Source organism: Micromonospora sp. NBRC 107095 (assembly GCF_030269705.1).
GTDB classification, from domain to species: Bacteria; Actinomycetota; Actinomycetes; order Mycobacteriales; family Micromonosporaceae; genus Micromonospora; species Micromonospora parva.
The window spans coordinates 214,086-231,824 of the sequence record NZ_BSTU01000003.1 but is presented as its reverse complement, the minus strand read 5'-3'; the positions used below and the strand labels follow the sequence as shown (position 1 = coordinate 231,824).

At 72.0% G+C, this 17,739-nt stretch carries 16 protein-coding genes; 6 read left to right on the top strand and 10 right to left on the bottom strand.

The window, feature by feature from the left end:
- Positions 1–52: 52 nt before the first annotated feature.
- The 8 genes from QSK15_RS17830 to QSK15_RS17795 all read right to left on the bottom strand — a co-directional run bounded on the left by QSK15_RS17830 (position 53) and on the right by QSK15_RS17795 (position 9,607).
- Positions 53–979: an endonuclease/exonuclease/phosphatase family protein gene (locus tag QSK15_RS17830; protein ID WP_285795303.1), complete on the bottom strand. Its 927-nt coding sequence runs from the start codon at positions 977–979 to the stop codon at positions 53–55.
- A 156-nt stretch (positions 980–1,135) separates the two neighbouring features.
- Positions 1,136–1,807 carry a lysophospholipid acyltransferase family protein gene (locus QSK15_RS17825; protein ID WP_285795302.1) on the bottom strand — a complete coding sequence of 224 codons (672 nt, stop codon included), beginning with the start codon at positions 1,805–1,807 and terminating at the stop codon, positions 1,136–1,138.
- Positions 1,808–1,824: 17 nt separating this feature from the next.
- On the bottom strand, positions 1,825–2,409 hold the full coding sequence (locus QSK15_RS17820) for a TetR/AcrR family transcriptional regulator (RefSeq protein WP_285795301.1): 585 nt from the start codon (positions 2,407–2,409) through the stop codon (positions 1,825–1,827).
- A 262-nt stretch (positions 2,410–2,671) separates the two neighbouring features.
- Positions 2,672–4,330 (bottom strand): putative bifunctional diguanylate cyclase/phosphodiesterase, encoded by a 1,659-nt coding sequence (locus QSK15_RS17815; protein ID WP_285795649.1) that lies wholly within the window; start codon positions 4,328–4,330, stop codon positions 2,672–2,674.
- Positions 4,331–4,409: 79 nt separating this feature from the next.
- Complete coding sequence (locus QSK15_RS17810; protein WP_285795300.1) at positions 4,410–5,219, bottom strand: SAM-dependent methyltransferase; 810 nt, start codon at positions 5,217–5,219, stop codon at positions 4,410–4,412.
- Positions 5,220–5,410: 191 nt separating this feature from the next.
- A complete protein-coding gene (locus QSK15_RS17805; protein ID WP_030337723.1) occupies positions 5,411–6,079 on the bottom strand; it encodes a response regulator transcription factor in 669 nt (222 codons plus the stop codon).
- Positions 6,080–6,086: 7 nt separating this feature from the next.
- A complete protein-coding gene (locus QSK15_RS17800) occupies positions 6,087–7,778 on the bottom strand; it encodes a sensor histidine kinase (protein WP_030337722.1) in 1,692 nt (563 codons plus the stop codon).
- A gap of 14 nt (positions 7,779–7,792) precedes the next feature.
- Entirely contained in the window at positions 7,793–9,607 is a 1,815-nt protein-coding gene (locus tag QSK15_RS17795; RefSeq protein WP_285795299.1) for an AMP-dependent synthetase/ligase, read from the bottom strand.
- A 173-nt stretch (positions 9,608–9,780) separates the two neighbouring features.
- Here QSK15_RS17795 and QSK15_RS17790 point away from each other — a divergent pair, with 173 nt between their 5' ends.
- The 6 genes from QSK15_RS17790 (at position 9,781) to QSK15_RS17765 (ending at position 15,075) form a co-directional block, all read left to right on the top strand.
- Positions 9,781–10,236, top strand: coding sequence for an SRPBCC family protein (locus QSK15_RS17790; protein ID WP_285795298.1), 456 nt, complete (start codon positions 9,781–9,783; stop codon positions 10,234–10,236).
- Positions 10,237–10,267: 31 nt separating this feature from the next.
- Positions 10,268–10,972, top strand: a complete 705-nt coding sequence (locus tag QSK15_RS17785) for a hypothetical protein (protein WP_285795297.1) — start codon at positions 10,268–10,270, stop codon at positions 10,970–10,972.
- Positions 10,973–11,049: 77 nt separating this feature from the next.
- Positions 11,050–11,997, top strand: coding sequence for an ROK family glucokinase (locus QSK15_RS17780; protein ID WP_285795296.1), 948 nt, complete (start codon positions 11,050–11,052; stop codon positions 11,995–11,997).
- 11 nt (positions 11,998–12,008) lie between these two features.
- Entirely contained in the window at positions 12,009–12,701 is a 693-nt protein-coding gene (locus tag QSK15_RS17775; RefSeq protein ID WP_377618316.1) for an endonuclease/exonuclease/phosphatase family protein, read from the top strand.
- 117 nt (positions 12,702–12,818) lie between these two features.
- A complete protein-coding gene (locus tag QSK15_RS17770) occupies positions 12,819–14,225 on the top strand; it encodes a flavin-containing monooxygenase (RefSeq protein ID WP_285795295.1) in 1,407 nt (468 codons plus the stop codon).
- A gap of 55 nt (positions 14,226–14,280) precedes the next feature.
- Entirely contained in the window at positions 14,281–15,075 is a 795-nt protein-coding gene (locus QSK15_RS17765) for an alpha/beta hydrolase (protein WP_285795647.1), read from the top strand.
- A 19-nt stretch (positions 15,076–15,094) separates the two neighbouring features.
- Here the strand turns inward: QSK15_RS17765 and QSK15_RS17760 are convergent, their stop codons facing one another.
- Together QSK15_RS17760 and QSK15_RS17755 are read right to left on the bottom strand one after the other, a co-directional pair.
- On the bottom strand, positions 15,095–16,591 hold the full coding sequence (locus QSK15_RS17760) for an alpha,alpha-trehalose-phosphate synthase (UDP-forming) (RefSeq protein ID WP_285795646.1): 1,497 nt from the start codon (positions 16,589–16,591) through the stop codon (positions 15,095–15,097).
- A 158-nt stretch (positions 16,592–16,749) separates the two neighbouring features.
- Entirely contained in the window at positions 16,750–17,601 is an 852-nt protein-coding gene (locus QSK15_RS17755) for a DUF308 domain-containing protein (RefSeq protein WP_285795294.1), read from the bottom strand.
- Positions 17,602–17,739: the final 138 nt, after the last annotated feature.

Below are 17,739 nucleotides of genomic sequence, written 5' to 3'. Positions count from 1 at the left end.
GTCGGCGTGGACGAGACCCCACTGCTACCGCCCTTGCGTGGAATCTGGTGGGTCAGGAAGCTACCGTCACGGTTACCGATCCGATGACGATTCGATGATCGGAACAGGCGCCGCCGCAGTTGTTGGAAATGCTCAGCGAATCGCCGTCGTAGGCACCCACGATCTTGTCTTCCCGTACGAAGATCAAATCGACCTTCTTGCCCGGCCCACACGGACCGGGAGGGGTGCCATCGTCCTGGCTGTTCTCGCCGTATCCAACGCAGCGCGAATCACGATCGTCAAGCTCGCGATGAGCGCCGACGTTGTCGGGGTTGTTCGAGTTGTTCACCGACCGCGCATACCACTTGTCCAGACGGTTGTAGCTGGGCTGGGCGTTGAAGTCGCCGGCGATGATCACGGTGTCGCCGTTGGCGTTGAACGCATCCACGTGAGCGCGGACCGCGTCGAGTTGTTGCTGGTTGATCGGACTTCCCCCGATGTCGTCGCTCGACGTGGTGATGTGGGTGGTGCAGAACCGAAGGTGGGGACGGGCCTCAAGTGGTGCGCACAACAGCTTTCGCTTCTCCACCCGGCCGTCGTCGGGCAACGTGATGCGGTTGGCCGTGCCCATCGGCGCTTTGCTGAAGAGGGCGATGCCGGACTTTTCGCCGTTGCAGCCGGTGTCGTTGGTGCTCTCGAACCTCGAGTAGTCTTCCGGGTCCTCGCCCCAGTTGGACGCCCGGAGATTCGCCTGAACCGCCTTGTACTGCCCCCAGCAAAGCTCGTTGAGCGCGGCGAGATGTGTCGAGCGGTTTCGGATGGAATCGGAGATCACGTTAATCAGACCGTTGTTGGTCGATCCGCGGTGCATCGTCCAGCCCGCCACATTCCAGGTCCAGACGTTGTAGCTGACGTTAGCGGCCGCTGAACTGACACCGGCGCTGGCCAATAGGACAGTGAGAACGGTTGCGGCCACCAGGCCGCCCTTCCAGATACGCACATTTACCCCCGTGATGGCGTGAGATTGTCAATCTTAGCCATGGTCCAATTCCAATGTGGACCCGGTCGTTAGAGGCGAAAGAACTCGCGAATCGGGCCGCAGGCGGCATATTCGCGCACTGCTGGTTGCGTTCGGAGGGGCCGGCCGAGGGTGGTTTCAGGCGGTTGGGTTCTCCCGGGCGGGCGCGTAACGCGGTACGTACTCCTGGCCGGTGAGTTGCTGGATCGCCGCCATCACCTCGTCGGTGACCGTCCGGATGTCGCGCGGGCTGTTGATCCGTCCGGCGACCGGGATCGGCGTGCCGAACCGCAGGGTGACCGGGTGTCGGCGGGGCAGCCGGGCGTCGACGGGCAGCACCTCGGCGGTGCCGGTCACGCCGACTGGGATGATCGGCACCTCGGCGTCGCGGGCCAGTCGGGTCATTCCGACGCGGCCCCGGTAGAGCCGCCCGTCCGGTGAGCGGGTGCCCTCCGGATAGACGGCGACCAGGCCGCCGGCGCGTAGCACCGGGATGGCGGCGTCCAGGGCGCGCAGGGCGGCCCGGCCGTCGGTACGGTCGACCGCGATGGCGCCCATGCCGGCGACGATCCGCCGGTTGAGCCAGCCGCCCGGCCCCCGGCCGGTGAAGTACTCGACCTTCGCCCAGAAGGTGACGTGGCGGGGCGTCGAGGTGACGAGGAACAACTCGTCGGCGACGGACAGGTGGTTGCCGGCGAGGATCGCGCCGCCGTGCCGGGGCAGATGCTCCAGCCCTTCCACCCGGGGCCGCCAGCCCAGCCGCAGCGTGGTGCCGACGGTCAGCTTGGTGAGGTCGTACAGCAGGGGCACGGGTTCTCCGGGTTCGGCTAGGTGGAGGGCGGGCCGAGATGGGCGTCGAGCGCTGAGCGCAGCAGGGCGTCGTCGTCGGTGGCGCCGGTGGCCAGCGGCAGGCTGCCCCAGGCCCAGAGTTGGGCGATGCCGTGCAGGTTGGCCCAGAGCGCCCCGGCGAGCACCGCCGCAGGGGCGTCGGTGGGGCGGCGCACCTGCGCCACCAGGTCGACCAGCACGGCGAACAGCGGCAGGCTCGTCTCCCGCAGCCGCAGCCGGCCGCTGTCCAGCAGGTCGTGGCGGAACATCAACTCGAACATGCCGCGATGGGCCGCCGCGAAGTCCAGGTACGCCCGGGCCAGGGCGGTCAATCGGGTACGCGGGTCCGGCCCGACGTCGCGCATCGTCTGCTCGACCCGTGCGGTGAGGTCGGCGAAGCCCTCCCGGGCGATGGCCGAGAGCAGGTCGACGTGGGTGGGGAAGTAGCGGCGCGGTGCGCCGTGCGAGACCCCGGCGCGGCGGGCGATCTCCCGCAGCGACACCGCCGACTGGCCCTCGCTGAGCACCAGGTCCACCCCGGCGGCCACCAGTCGCGCCCGCAGCCCGGTCTCGTCGGCGTCCATAGACACTGTCTACCATCCGAGGTAGACAGTGTCTACCTCGACGGTGGGTTGGCTCAAGCAGGCGTGTCTCGGTGACTGCCGATGCCTTTCCGGGATCAGCGTGATGTCTGTGAGTCATCGAGATGACTCACAGACATCAGCCTCAACGGTGTCCGGCCCCGCGCTGTCCGCTCGACCCCACGGCTGCTCCACTGCGGGTTTCGTGACGTCGGGGTGAGCCGGGAGTGGGCGGGAACGGTTGGGGCGTGGGCGGGCCCGAGGGTCAGCGGATGCGGGCCAGGATGCGATCGGCGGGGGCCGGGCGGCCGAAGTGCCAGCCCTGGGCGGCGTCGCAGCCGATCGCGCGCAACCGTTCGGCCTGCCCGGCGGTCTCCACCCCTTCGGCGGTGACGGTCAGGTCCAGCGCGTGCGCCAGCGAGACCAGCGAGGCGAGGATCCGCTCGTCGGTGCGGCCGACGGAGGACGACCGTAGGCCGGCCACGAACTCGCCGGCCACCTTCAGTTCCGTGACCGGCAGGTCCCGCAGGTACGCCAGGTTGCTGTAGCCGGTGCCGAAGTCGTCGATGGCGATGCGTACCCCGAGGTCGGCGAGGACCCGCAGGGCGCGTACCGGCTCCTCGGCGGTGCTCATCATGGTGCTCTCGGTGATCTCCAGCTGGAGCCGTTCCGGGGGCAGGCCGGTCTGCCGCAGGAGGGTGCGGACCTCCTGCACCAACCCCGGCCGGTGCACCTGCCGTACCGCCAGGTTGACGCTGACGAACGGCGCGGCGGCACCCCCGGCCGACCACGCCTCGGCCTCGCGGCACGCCTCGGCCAGCACCCACCCGCCCAACTGGACGATCAGGCCGGTCTCCTCGGCCAACCCGATGAAGCTGTCCGGGCGCAGCACCCCCAGCTCGGGGTGTCGCCAGCGGACCAGCGCCTCCACGCCGACGAGGCTGCCGTCGCGCAGTGAGGTCAACGGCTGGTAGTCAAGGTAGAACTCGCCCCGCTCCAAGGCCGCCGGGATGGCCGCGGAGAGCGCGTACCGGGCCAGTTCCCGTTGGTTGCGCTCGGCGTCGTAGAGGGCCCAGCGCGCCCCACCGGCGGACTTCGCCCAGTGCAGGGTGCTGTCGGCGGCGCGCATGAGGTCCGTGGGGTTGGCTCCGGCCACCTGGCGTTCGACGATGCCGATGCTCGCCGAGATCTGCAGCTCGTGCCCGTCCACCAGCGCCGGTGTGCGCACCGCGGCGAGCGCCGCCTCGGCCACCGCGACCATGTCGTCGGTGCCGCCGGTGCGTTCCACCAGGATGACGAACTCGTCGCCGCCGAGCCGGGCCACCAGGTGCTCACCGATGGCCTTGCTCAGCCGCTCCGCCACCGTGGCCAGCAGCAGGTCACCGATCTGGTGCCCCAGGGTGTCGTTGACGACCTTGAAACGGTCCAGGTCCAGGAAGCACACCCCGACCCGCTGCGCGCCCCGGCCCGGCTCGTTGATCGCGGCGGCGAGCCGTTCGGTGAACAGCGTCCGGTTGGGCAGGCCGGTGAGCGGGTCGTGGGTGGCCTGATGGCGGAACCGGGCCTCACTGGCCCGCAGTGCACGCTCGGCCTGGGTGCGGGCCCGCATCGCGGCGCGGCGGATCGACTCCTGCTCGTCGAGTGTCCGGTCGCGCAGCGCGCGAGCGTAGCCGGTCGCCACGGCCGCCAGCAGCCGGGCCATCCGGTCCTCGACGTCCTCGGCCACCAACCCCAGGTCGCGCACCAGGCGGAGCTGGATGACCTCGACGGTACGGCCCAGCCCTTCGGCGGACGCGATGTGCGCGGCCACCAACTCGGCGCCGACCCGGTGCCCGGCCCGCAGGTCGAACGGCTCGGTGAGCAACGCGCCGGCCAGTTCCCCGGTGAGCCGGTCCAGCAGGGACTCCAACTGGGCCTGGGTCATCGGGAGGTAGCTGGTGCCGGAGACCGCCTTCGCCCAGGCCCGGGCGAACGTGCCCGGACCGGGCGTCGCCCCCGGCGACTCAGCCACCGAGGCGCCCGACGCCGCCCATGAAGACCGCGCGCTCGGCGTCCTCCGCGCTCTCCGGGGTGTCCGGTCGCCACTGGGGCACCCAGACCACGCCGGGGTCGAGCAGCTCGAAACCGTCGAAGAGCGCGGTCAGCTCGGCGCGGCTGCGCACCCACAGCGGGCTGTCGGTGCGCCGGTAGACCCGCTCCGCCTCGGCGCGTTCGTCCTCGCTGCGTCCGTCGTCGCTGGCCTGCGACAACACCAGGTAGCTACCGGGCGCCAACGCGTCGCGCAGCGTCCGCAGCAGGTCGGCCGGTCGGTCGTCGTCGGAGACGAAGTGCAGGACGGCCACGACCATCACGGCCACCGGTTGGCTCAGGTCGAGCAGCTTGCGGACGTCCGGGTGGGCCAGGATCGCCTCCGGGTGGCGCAGGTCCTCCTGCACCACAGTGGCCTGCTCGTTGCCGGCGAGGATCTCACGGCTGTGCGCCACCGCCACCGGGTCGACGTCCACATAGACCACTCGCGACCGCGGGTCGAGTTGCTGGGCGATCTCGTGCACGTTGCCGACGGTCGGGATGCCCGAGCCGATGTCCAGGAACTGCCGGACCCCGGCCTCGGCGAGATGGTGCACGGCCCGGCGCAGAAACGCCCGGTTCGCCTGGGCCATCAGCGGCGCCTCCGGCACCGCGGCGACCATCGCCTGCGCTGCGGCCCGGTCAGCGGCGAAGTTGTGCGAGCCACCGAGGTAGTAGTCGTACATCCGCGCGACGCTCGGGCGCTCGATGTCGATGGTGTCGGGTGCCCAGTCCGGCCGCTGCATGCGTTTCACCCCTCGAATCCGCGACGCGGGCGTCGTCGCCCGCGCGGGTATTGTGCACCCGCCACGCACGCCAGACCATAGCGCGCCCGAGGTTCTCCGCCGACGTCGGTCGATGCGCGACGGTCCGCGCCGGCCGGGAAGCTGGCGCGGACCGTCGGTCGCGACGTCCCGCTCGACGAGCGGGCGGCAGGTCAGAACTTGGGCGCGTCCGGTGCCTCGAGCAGGCCGAGCCGGAGTGCGGTCATGAGGGCCTGAGCGCGGTTGGCCGCGCCGAGCTTCTCGTAGAGCTTGGAGATGTGCGTCTTCGCCGTGGACTCGCTGACGAACAGCTGCTTGGCGATGCCCGCCACGCTCATCCCGTCGGCGAGCAGCCGCAGCACCTGCCCCTCCCGTGGAGACAACTGCGGGCCGGACGGTGCGAGCCGGCGCTTCATCGCCTCGGCCAGGTCGGCGGCGGTGAACGCGCTGGGGGAGGAGGCGGCGTGCCGGGCGGCGGCCACCACCTCGTCGGCCGGGGCGGTCTTCGGCACGAAGGCGCTCGCGCCGGCCTCCAGGGCGCCGAAGAGCTGATCGTCGCCGGCGTACATGGTCAGCACCACGATGCCCATCGACGCGCTGGACTTGCGCAGCGCGCGGGTGGCCTCCAGGCCACTGCCGTCGGGCAGCCGCAGATCCATGATCACCACGTCCGGCTGCAACGCGCCGGCCTGACGTACTCCTTCTGCCGCCGTGGCCGCCTCACCGACGACCTCGAACTGGCGGTCGCGCTCGAAGGCGTGCCGCAAACCCTTGCGAATCAGGTCATGATCGTCGACAAGGAGGACCTTGGTACGGGTGGCCGGTATCGGACTTGTGGTCATCCTCGGGTTACTCCCCTTCTGGTGCTGCGCTGCCGCGCACGTTATCGCGCCGGGCCGAGGTGCCGAGAACCACCGCCACGGTCGTGCCGCTGGGTTGCCGTGGCCTGATCTCCAACCGGCCCCGGATACGTTCCGCCCTCTCGGCCATGATCGCAAGACCGTACCGCCCGTCGGGGCGCTGGTCAGCCATCCCCTGACCGTCATCCGACACTTCTATTTGCGCGTACGGGGGGTCGACCTCACAGGTGACCCACAAATTCGACGCCCCGGCGTGCTTGCGCGCGTTGGTCACCGCCTCCTGCGCGATGCGCAGCAACTCGGCCTCGGTGGCGGCCGGGAGCCGGGCGGTGGACTCGTCCAGCGAGAGGTGCACCCGCAGCCCGCCGGACGCGCCGACGGTGCGCGCGTACTCCGCGATCGCCGCGGCCAACCCGCCCTGCCGGTCCACCTCGCTGCGCAGCTCGAAGAGGCTCAGCCGCAGTTCCTGGATCACCCGGGTCACCTCGCCGCGCAGCGTCCGCAGGGCCTCGGCGGTCTCGTCGGCGTCGTCGAAGACGGTGGCCAGGGCGTTGTCGATGCCGTAGCCGACCATCACCAGCTCCTGCGCCACCCCGTCGTGGATCTCCCGGGCCAGCCGCTGCCGCTCCTCGTTGGTGGCCAGCGAGCGCACCTCGTCGAAGAGCAGCGCCGCCTCCAGCCGCAGCGCGGCCGGGCGGGTCAGCGCGGTCACCCGGGACACCACCGGCGGCGGGTACGCCTGCGCGGCGTCGGCCTCCAGCACCACCAGCCCCACCGTGCGCACCCCGGCGACCAGCGGAATGATCAGCGCGGACACGTCGCCGCCGCGGTGCGAGCGGGACTGGGACCGGGCGGCGGTGGTGGCCTGCTGGGTGGCCCAGGCGTCGGCGATCGCCGAGTCGGCGTCCAGCGTCGTCTCCCAGTCCACCCGGTCGACGCCGGCCTGGGCGAGCACCACGAGCCGGCCGCCGCCGCTGGCCGACAGCACCGCGCCCCGGTCCGCGCGGGCCACCGTCCGCAGCTCCTCCAGCAGGTGCTCCGAGATGCCACCGGGGTCCAGAGTCGCCCCGGGCAGTTGCCGGGCCACCGTCCGCAGCTGGGTCAGCAGCCGGGTGGCCTCGGCGTACGGCTGGGGTTTGCCCTCGCCGCGGACCGCCATCACCCGGTGCAGCGTGCCGGCGGCGTAGAGCCCCAGCACCGCCAGGATCAGCCACTGCGCGCAGACCGCGAGGTAACCCGGCTGGCCGAGCTGAGACCCACCGTCGACCCGGGTCAGCGCGCCGCTGACCAGCAGGGTGACGGCGGTGACCACGAGCAGGGCGGCGCCCTCGGGGAAGCGGCGGCGCAGCGCGGTGACGGTCACCGGGACGGCCAGGTAGGGCAGCACCGCGGACGCGCCCAGGCCGTCGACGGTGCCGCCGATGGACGCCACCGCGGCGACGTGGCTCGCGGCCAGCCCCAGCACCACCACCTCGGCCACCCGGCTCACCGGGCCGACCAGCCGGTGCTGCGGTGCCAGCAGCGACGGCAGCCCGGCCACCGCCAGCAACACGATCCACCACAGCTGGGCGACGTCGCGGGTGGCGAACAGGGTCAGGACGGCGATCAGCGCCAGCATCACCAGGCGGGCGGCCGCGGCGAGGGGATGCGGGTGCGGTGCGGTGACTGTGGATGCGGGCACGTGACGGATGGTAGTCAGCCTCGGTAGATATCGGCGATCTCCGCCGCGTACGTCTTGTGGACAACCTGGCGCTTGACCTTGAGCGACGGGGTCAGCTCGCCGGTCGTCTCGGTGAAGTCCTGGGGCAGGACCCGGAACACCTTGATCGCTTCGGCCTTCGACACGGCCTGGTTGGCGACATCGATCGCGGTCTGGATCTCCTTGCGGAGCCCGTCGTGCTCGCGCAGTTGCTCGACGGGGGTGTCGCGGGGCAGCCCGGTGCTCTCCAGCCAGGCCGGCAGCGCCTCCTCGTCGATGGTGACGAGCGCCGCGATGAACGGCTTCCCGTCACCCACCACGACACACTGGCTGATCAACGGGTGCGCCCGGACCAGGTCCTCCAGCACCGCCGGGGCGACGTTCTTGCCGCCGGCGGTGACGATCAGTTCCTTCTTGCGGCCGGTGATGCTCAGGTAGCCGTCCGAGTCGAGGTTGCCCAGGTCGCCGGTGCGGAACCAGCCGTCGGCACTGATCGTCTCGGCGGTCGCCGTCTCGTTGCGCCAGTAGCCCTGGAAGATCAGCTCGCCGGAGATCAGGATCTCGCCGTCGTCCTCGATGCGGATGGTCACGCCGGGCAGCGGGCGGCCGACGGTGCCGATCCGGGTGCCGGTGGGCAGGTTCGCGGCGGCGGCGGGCGAGGTCTCGGTGAGGCCGTAGCCCTCCAGGACCGTCACGCCGATACCGCGGAAGAAGTGGCCGAGCCGGGCGCCGAGTGGCGCGCCGCCGGAGATCGCGTCCCGGCACCGTCCGCCGAGCGCGGCGCGCAGCTTGCGGTAGACCAGCCGGTCGAAGACCACGTGCTGGGCGCGCAGTGCCAGACCGGGTCCGCCCGGGGTCTCCAGCGCCTCGCTGTACGCGATGGCGACCTGCTCTGCGCGGGCGAAGATGCCGCCCTTGCCGTCCGCCTCGGCCTTCTGCTTGGCGGCGTTGTAGACCTTCTCGAACACCCGGGGTACGGAGAGCACGAAGGTCGGCCGGAACGCCTGCAGCTCGGCGACCAGGTTCTTGGTGTCGGCGCAGTGCGCCATGGTGGCACGCGCCTGTACGACGCCGATCTGGATGAGGCGGGCGAACGCGTGCGCCAGCGGAAGGAAGAGCAGGGTGCTCGCGCCGGCATTGAACAGGTTCGGCAGCACCGGCACCGCGTTGGCGATGTCGGCGTACATGTTGCGGTGGCTGAGCACGCAGCCCTTGGGTCGGCCGGTGGTGCCGCTGGTGTAGATGATCGTCGCGAGGTCGTCGGCGCGGACGGCCTTGCGCCGCCGCTCGACCTCGGCCAGCTCGACTGCGGCGCCGGTGGTGACCAGCTCGTCGACGCCGCCGCCGTCGATCTGCCAGACCTGGCCCAACTCGGGCAGCCGGTGCCGGACCCCGGCGACCAGGGCGGCGTGCGCCTCGGTCTCGACCACGACGGCGACCGCGTTGGAGTCCTCGAGGATCCACGCGGCCTGCTCGGCGCTGGACGTCTCGTAGATCGGCACGGTCACCGCGCCGACGGCCCAGATGGCGTAGTCCAGCAGGGTCCACTCGTAGCGGGTGCGGCTCATCAGCCCGACCCGGACGCCTGGCTCGATGCCGGCGGCGATCAGCCCGCGGGCCACGGCGGTGACCTCGTCGCGGAACTGGAGGCAGGTGACGTCGGTCCAGGCGGTGACCGTGCCGTTCTCGCTCGGGACGGGGCGGGCGAACTGGACGGTGTCGGGCGCGACTTCGGCGTTGTCCCAGACCGGATCGGTGAGGTTGGCCGCGTCGCCAACGGTGACGATCGGGGGAACGGAGAACTCGCGCACCTGCACTCCTTCGTGCTCGCACTGGCCGTGTCGGACGCCACGGTGGCCGTCGGTTGTGTCGAAACCTACCCCGTGAGGAAGGGCACCCTGCTAACGGCCAGCGGGTATGGGTCCTGCCGAGCGCCGGGGGCGGCGCGGCGTGGCAGGCGGTACTCGCCGGGTAGCCTCCCCCCATGGCGGACTCCTCCACCCAGTCGATCATCATCGGCGCCGTACCGGATCGGGTGACGGCGGTCATTTGCGACTTCGCGCGCTACCCGGAGTGGACCGACGCGGTGCGTCGCGCCGAGGTCGTCGAGGAGTACGAGGACGGGTACGCCAGTCAGGTGCGTTTCACCATCGACGCCGGGGTGATGGCCGACGAATACGTGCTCGCCTACGAGTACGCCGAGGACCTGTCCCGGATCGAGTGGCACCTGGTCGCCCCCTCGAAGATGCAGAAGGTCCAGCACGGTTCGTACGACCTGGTGGGCAACCCGGACGGCAGCACCACGGTGACCTACACGCTGGAGGTCGAACTGTCGGTCGGAATGCTCGGGATGTTTCGGCGCAAAGCCGAAAAAATGATCATGGACACCGCGTTGAAGCAGCTCAAGCGCCGGGTAGAAGCAACCGGTGCGGCGCAGTGACGTGTCCGGTGGCACGGTAGAGGAGCCGACGGTGGGCGGAACGGATCCGGGTTCGGCCCGGGAAGAGGCGGAGCGGCTGGTCGCCACCCTGCTGGCGGGGGCGCGACTGGCCTCCGCCGGCTCGGCGGGCGGCGCGTTCGGCTCGCTGGGTGCGATGGTGTCCGGTGTCCTCGGTCACAGCGCGGGGCCCGACGGACGCTCCGGCGCCGGTGGTGCTTTCGCCACCGGTTCGGCCGAATGCTGCGTCTGCCCGGTCTGTCGGGGCATCGCCGCGTTGCGGGACCCGAGTCCGGAATTCGCCGAACGCCTCGCGACCGGTGCCGGTGACCTCGCCGCGGGCGTGGCCAGCCTGCTCCGCGCGTTCTCCCCGGCGGAACCGTCCGCGCCGGGCCCCGCCGGGCCGCCTACCGAACCGACCGCCGCGCCGTCGCCGACACCCGCCGCGACCACCGACGACGTGCCCCCCGAGCCAGCCCCGAGCGCCCCGTCCCCGGCGACCGGCGACGACCACGTGTGGCGCGATGCCACCCGTAGCGGGCATGATTCTCAGCCGGCGCCGGAGCGGGATGTCTGGTCGGTCGCCACCCGGACGGCGGACCCACTCGCCCCGGCCGCCGTACCACCCGTCGACGAGGCCGGGTCGGCGACCGTACCGGCACCGACCACCCGTCCCGTGGTGCCCGCCTCGCGGGTGCCCGATGACGCCGACGCGGAAGCATCGGGCGACGGCGCCTGAGCGCGGGACATTACCGACCCGGACCGGCACTGGGCCGGAACCTGGGCCGGACAGCACAGCAGAGGGGGGCGGCAGCGGTGACGCTGACCATCGGAGTCGACGTCGGTGGCACGAAGGTGGCCGGCGGTGTCGTGGACGACACCGGCCAGGTGCTCGTGCAGACCCGACGGGACACTCCCGCCGATGACGTCGCCAAGACCCGCGACGTCATCATCGAACTGGTCGCCGAGCTGGCCACCGGGCGGAGCATCGAGGCCGTCGGCATCGGCGCGGCCGGTTGGATCGACGCGGGCCGTTCGACGGTGCTCTTCGCCCCCAACCTGGCCTGGCGTGACGAACCGCTGCGCGAGTACGTCAGCGAGGCCGTCGGTCTGCCCGTGATCGTGGAGAACGACGGGAACGTCGCCGCGTGGGCCGAGTTCCGCTACGGCGCGGCCCGCGACGCCGACGACTCGATGATCATGTTTACCATCGGCACCGGTGTGGGCGGCGGCATCGTCCTCAGCGGCGATCTGATGCGCGGCGCGCACGGCATCGCCGCAGAGCTGGGCCACATGCTGGCCGTACCGGACGGGCACCAGTGTGGTTGCGGCCGGCTGGGCTGCATCGAGCAGTACGCCAGCGGCAGCGCCCTGGTCCGGTTCGCCCGGGCCGGCGCCCGGCAGGAGCCCAACCGGGCCACCGCCCTGCTGGAGCTGGCCGGCGGTGAGGCCGAGGCGATCACCGGCCCGATGGTGACCAGCGCCGCCCAGGGCGGCGACCCGGTCTCCACCGAGGCGTTCGCCCAGATCGGCCGGTGGCTGGGCACCAGCCTCGCCGACATGGCGCAGATCCTCGACCCGCAGACCCTTGTCGTCGGCGGCGGCGTGATCGACGCCGGCGACCTGCTGCTTGGCCCCACCCGCCGCTCGTACCTCGACGCGCTCGCCCAGCGTGGTCGGCTGCCGGTGGCCGAGGTGCTCCCGGCGGAGCTGGGCAACAGCGCCGGGGTGATCGGCGCGGCCGACCTGGCCCGCCGGATCTGAGGCGGGTCGGGATGGGTGTGCCGCTGCGCGTGGTGTCGTACAACATCCACAGCCAGCGCGACGACACCGCCGCGCTGGCGGCGGTGGTCCGGGCCGCGAAGCCGGACGTGGTGATCGTGCAGGAGGGGCCGCGCCGGTTCCGGTGGCGGCAGAAGTCCGCCACGTTGGCCGAGTCGTTCGGTCTGGTGGTGGCCGCCGGTGGGCTGCCCGCCCTGGGCAACCTGCTGCTGACCAGCCTGCGGGTGCAGGTGCGCGGCACCCGCTGCCAGCGCTTCCCGCTGACCCCCGGCCGGCACCTGCGCGGCGCCGCGTACGCCGACTGCCGGATCGGCGACGCCCAGTTCACCCTCGCCGGCTCGCATCTGTCCACCGACCCGGCCGAGCGGCCCTCCCAGGCCGCCGAGTTCAAGCGTGGCCTGGACGCGGCGACCAGCCCGGTGCTGGCCGGCGCGGACCTCAACGAGGGTCCGGACGGGCCCGCCTGGGCCACCGTGTCGCGTGGGTTGACCGACGCCGCGGTGGCGGCCGACCGGGCCGAACGGCTCACGTACTCGTGCGCCGACCCGCGCCGACGCATCGACGCGCTCTTCGTCGACCCACGGATCACCGTGGTCGACTACGACGTGGTGGACACCCCGCAGACCCGGCGGGCCAGCGACCACTTCCCGGTCCTGGTCGACCTGCTCCTGCCCACCACCGGCTGACCTCCGACCGCGGCCCGCGCGTCGACGCGTCCGCTACAGGACTAGACATCCGGCCCGGTTGTGGAGAGGATTTCGCGGCGACCGGCACGCCTGCCGTACCAAAAGGAGATGTCCCCGGTGTCCACCTCCACCGACCACGGCCGGCCCGACCCGGAGGCGACCTCGCCCGCGGCGAACAGCGACGGCCGCCCGGTCTCCGACCGGGGCGACACGGTCTGCGTCATCGGGGCCGGGGCCAGCGGGCTGACCGCCATCAAGAACCTGCGCGAGCACGGGTTCGGCGTGGACTGCTACGAGCGGGAGACAGGCGTCGGCGGCGCCTGGAACTGGCGGCACGACCGCAGCCCGGTGTACGCCAGCACCCACCTGATCTCGTCGAAGCCGTTCACCCAGTTCCCCGACTTCCCGATGCCGGACTCCTGGCCGGACTATCCGCACCACGGTCAGGTGCTGTCGTACTTCGAGCGGTACGCCGACCACTTCGACCTGCGCTCGCACATCTGGTTCGGCACCGAGGTGATCCGGGTCCAGCCCGTCGAGGGGGAGCGGTGGGACGTGACCACCCGCTCCACCGGCGGGTACGGCCCGGAACGCACCGCCCGGTACGCCGCCGTGGTGATCGCCAACGGGCACAACTGGTCGCCGAAGCTGCCCCGCTACGAGGGTCTGGAACAGTTCCGTGGCGAGGTCATGCACGCCTCGTCCTACAAGGACCCGGCTCAGCTGCGCGGCAAGCGGGTGCTGGTGGTCGGCGCCGGCAACACCGGCTGCGACATCGCCGTCGAGGCCGCCCAGCAGGCGTCACGCTGCTGGCACTCCACCCGGCGTGGCTACTGGTACGCGCCGAAGTACGTCCTCGGTCGCCCCGCCGACCAGGTCAACGACACCCTGTTGGCGCTGCGGGTGCCGCTGCGGGTACGGCAGTGGCTCTACCACTGGACGCTGCGGCTGACCGTCGGTGACCTGACCCGCTTCGGTCTGCCCAAGCCCGACCACCGGGTGTACGAGACGCACCCGATCGCGAACAGCCAGCTCGTCTACTACGTGGGCCACGGCGGGATCGGCCCGGTGCCGGACGTCGCCCGGTTCCACCCGTACGCGGTGGAGCTGGCCGACGGCCGCGAGATCGATCCCGAGGTGGTCGTCTTCGCCACCGGTTACCTGCCGCGCTTCGAGTTCCTCGACGCGTCGGTGTTCGCTGACAGCGCGGGCGCGGGTCGCCCCACGTTGTGGCTCAACGCGTTCACCCCGGGGCATCCCACCCTGGCCGTCGCCGGGCTGCTGCAACCGGACTCCGGTCTGTTCACCCTGTCGCACTGGCAGACGGTGCTCTTCGCCCGGCTGCTGCGGGCCCGTCGGGACCGGCCGGAACGCGCCGCCGCGTTCGCGTCCCGGGTGCGGGAGCGGGCCGGGGAGCGGTACTCCGGGCCGGTCAAGGAGAGCAGCCGGCACTGGTTCGAGGTCGGGCACGCCGACTATCTGCGCGCCGTCCAACGCGCCCTGACCGAGCTGGAGGGCAAGTGAGCGGCCAGCCGCATCGTCGCGAACGGGAGGCAGACCAGTGAGCGAGCTGCGGATCATGCGGGGCCGGGAGTGGTCGCGCCCGGTCCGGCCGGCCCGGCGGGAGGTGCTCAGCGCGATCCCCGAGCTGGAGGAGGGGCGTCCGCCGCTGCTCTTCGTTCCCGGGTTCGGGCACGGCGCGTGGGTGTTCGCCGAGCACTGGTTGGGTCACGCGGCGTCGCGGGGGTTCCCGGCGTACGCGGTGAGCCTGCGGGGGCACGGTGGCAGCGAGCCGGCCCCGGAGGCGACGCTGCGGGCGTACGCCCACGATGTGGTCCAGGTGGCGGCGAGCCTGCCGCGGCAGGCGGTGCTGGTGGGGCACGGCGCCGGGGCCCTGGTGGTGGCGCACGCGATGGCCCGCTACCCGGCGCGGGGCGCGGTGCTGGTGGCGCCGGTCTTCGGCGGCTGGGGTCTGCTGGGCGCGGCGTTGCGCCGCAACCCCGCCGGGACGCTGCCGGCGGTGTTCGGCGGGCCGTTGCGGCTCAACCGGAGGCAGTTGTTCAGTAGTGAGTTGCCCGACGAGGAGGCCCGGCGCTACGTCGGACGCCTCGGTCGGGCGGGTCGGCGGGCGCAGTGGGCGCTGCTGGGCGCCCCGGAGGCGGAGCCGGCCGTGGGCGCGCCCCCGGTGCTGGTGCTGGGCAGCCCGGACGACCGGGTGGTGCCGGCGTCGACGTTGACCCGGGTGGCCCGCCGGTACGGGTCCGCCCCGTTGCTCTTTCCCGGGATGGGCCACGACCTGATGGTGGACGTGCGGTGGGCGGAGCCGATCGACGCGATCCTGGACTGGTTGGAGAAGGAGCCCGCGGCGCACTGAGCAGCCGGGCCGACAGCGCTCAGGTGCCGCCCTGGTGGACGGCCGGGCTGCCGGTCGGGGTGGCCGGCCGGGGCACCCGCGCGGTGCCGTCGGAGCCGGGGTCGGTGCTGGTCAGGCGGCTGATCAGGGCACCGCCCTCGTCGAGGGCGCGCAGGTAGGAGCGGGCCCAGGCCCGGATGTCGTGCTGGTGCAGGTGGGCGCGCATGGCGCGCATCCGTTCGGTGGTGTCGGCCGGGCTGGCCCGCAGCGCCGCCCGCAGGCCCTGCTTGAGCCCTTCCAGGTCGTGCGGGTTGACGAGGTACGCCTGGGACAGCTCGGCGGCGGTGCCGGCGAACTCGCTGAGCAGCAGGGCGCCGGTGTCGTCGACCCGTGCGGCCACGTACTCCTTGGCGACCAGGTTCATTCCGTCGCGCAGCGGGGTCACCGCCATCACGTCGGCGACCCGGTAGAGCGCGGCCAGTTCGGCGCGGTCGAAGGGCTGGGTGAGGTAGTGGATCGCCGGCTCGCCGACCCGGCCGAACTCGCCGTTGATCCGGCCGACCTCGCGTTCGATGCGTTCGCGCAGGATCTGGTACTGGCCGACGCGTTCCCGGCTCGGCATGGCGACCTGCACGAGCACCGTGTCGCGGACCTTGACGTCGCCGCTGGCGAGCAACTCGCTGTACGCCTTGAGGCGCTGCTCGATGCCCTTGGTGTAATCCATCCGGTCGACGCTGAGGATGACCTGCCGGGGATCGCCGAGGTCCTGGCGGAGCCGGTGGGCCCGCGCGGCCACGTCCGGGCGGTCGGCCAGCGCGGCCATCTCGGCGGTGTCGATGGAGACCGGGAACGCGCCGATGCGGACGACCCGGTCGTCGATGCCGATCCGCCGGTCGGTGGCGGGTAGGTCCAGCACCCGGGTCACCAGTTGGGCGAAGTTGTGCGCCGCCTGCACGCGCTGGAAGCCGACCAGGTCGGCGCCGAGCATGCCGCGCAGCAGTTCCGCCCGGCGGGGCAGTTGCATGAAGAGCTCCGGCGGCGGGAACGGCACGTGCAGGAAGAACCCGATGCGCAGGTCCGGACGGAGCGCGCGGAGCTGACCGGGGACCAGTTGCAGGTGGTAATCCTGCACCCAGACCACCGCGCCCGGCTCGGCCACCTCCGCTGTCGCCTCGGCGAAGCGCTGGTTGACCCGCTGGTACGCCTCCCACCACCGACGGTGGTGCTGCGGCTGCTCCACCGAGTCGTGGTAGAGCGGCCAGAGGGTGGCGTTGGCGAACCCCTCGTAGTGGTCGCGCAGGTCTTCCGGGGTGAGCGCGACGGTGTGCATCCGCACGCCGTCGACGTCCGGCAGGGAGGGGGCCGGCCCGGTGCCACCGGCCCAGCCGACCCAGGTCGCCGGGGTGTGTCGCAGAAGCGGGTGCAGGGCGCTGACCAGCCCTCCTGGGCTGCGCCGCCACTCGCAGGCGCCGTCGGGCGCCTGATTGTCGTCGATGGGGAGGCGGTTGGCGACCACCACGAGAGAACTCTGTCGCATCTCGGGCATTCCGATCAGCAGAGGACTGACCGCCGCGAGCAAGGGAAAACCGGTCAGTCAGCGGGGGAAGTGACGTACAGCGGTATTCCTACTGACAGTAAGTTACACCACTGTTACGCGACCGGCGGGGCGCTGCTGTCCCGGGATGCGGGCCGACGTCAGACGACGGCGCCGTTGTCCGGGTCGTCGTCGTCCTCGTCGCCGGGGCGCAGCCGCCAGACCAACGTGACGAAACCGGCCAGGATGCCGGTGAACCCGAACAGCGTGACCGCCGAGCGGTCGATCGGGAGCAGCCACGGGAAGAGGAACAGCACGAACCCGACGACCACCCCGAGCACGCCGATCACCGCGTACTTGCTGACCCGTGGCAGCGGCGGCGGTGGCGGCGGGTGGTAGCCCTCGTCGTCATCGTCGTCGGGCAGGTCGGCGCCGAAGGTGTCCAGCCCGTCCAGCAGCGAGGGCTCGTCCGGTCGGGTGCCGCGCCCCACGGAGATCCCGGAGATGTCGGTGGCGGACGGGAGTCGGCGAACATCGGTGGCGGTCGGACCGGGCTCGTCCGTGTTGGAGCGGGTCAACGACCCGGGGGTCGACTCGTCCCGGGTGTCCCGTTCGTCCACGTCCTCGGAGGCGGGCCACGGGTGGTCACCGGGCGCGGAGGTGGTGTGGAAGCCCTCCACGATCCGCGCCCACTCGGCGTCGATGTCCGGTTCGTCGCGGGCCGGCGGCTGCTCCACGGCGGTCTCGTCGGCGAGTTGGGTCAGGTAGTCCCGTGCGGTGGTCAGGTGCGAGCGGTCGACGTAGAGCCGGTCGACCGGCCGGGCCGGCACGGTCGTGGTGCGGGTGACCGGGTTGAGGTCGGCGGAGGGCTGGAGGTAGGCGGCGATCCCACCGGCGGCCAGCACGTCGAGCAGGTGCTCACCAACGCGCGGATCGACGTCGCCGACGACGGCGTACTCGTTCGCGTCGAGCCCGTTGTCCCGCCGTCCCCGGCGGGCCCCACCCGCTGACACCCGGACATCCCCCTTAACGCGCCTTCCGGCGCGGCCACCGCTGCCCTTCGACGCCCGTCCGCACGCCGTGCTCTGAATCGTGACACGTCAGGGCATGGTTCCGGGAGTGCGTTGTGTCGCGTCTTCCAAAGTCACGGC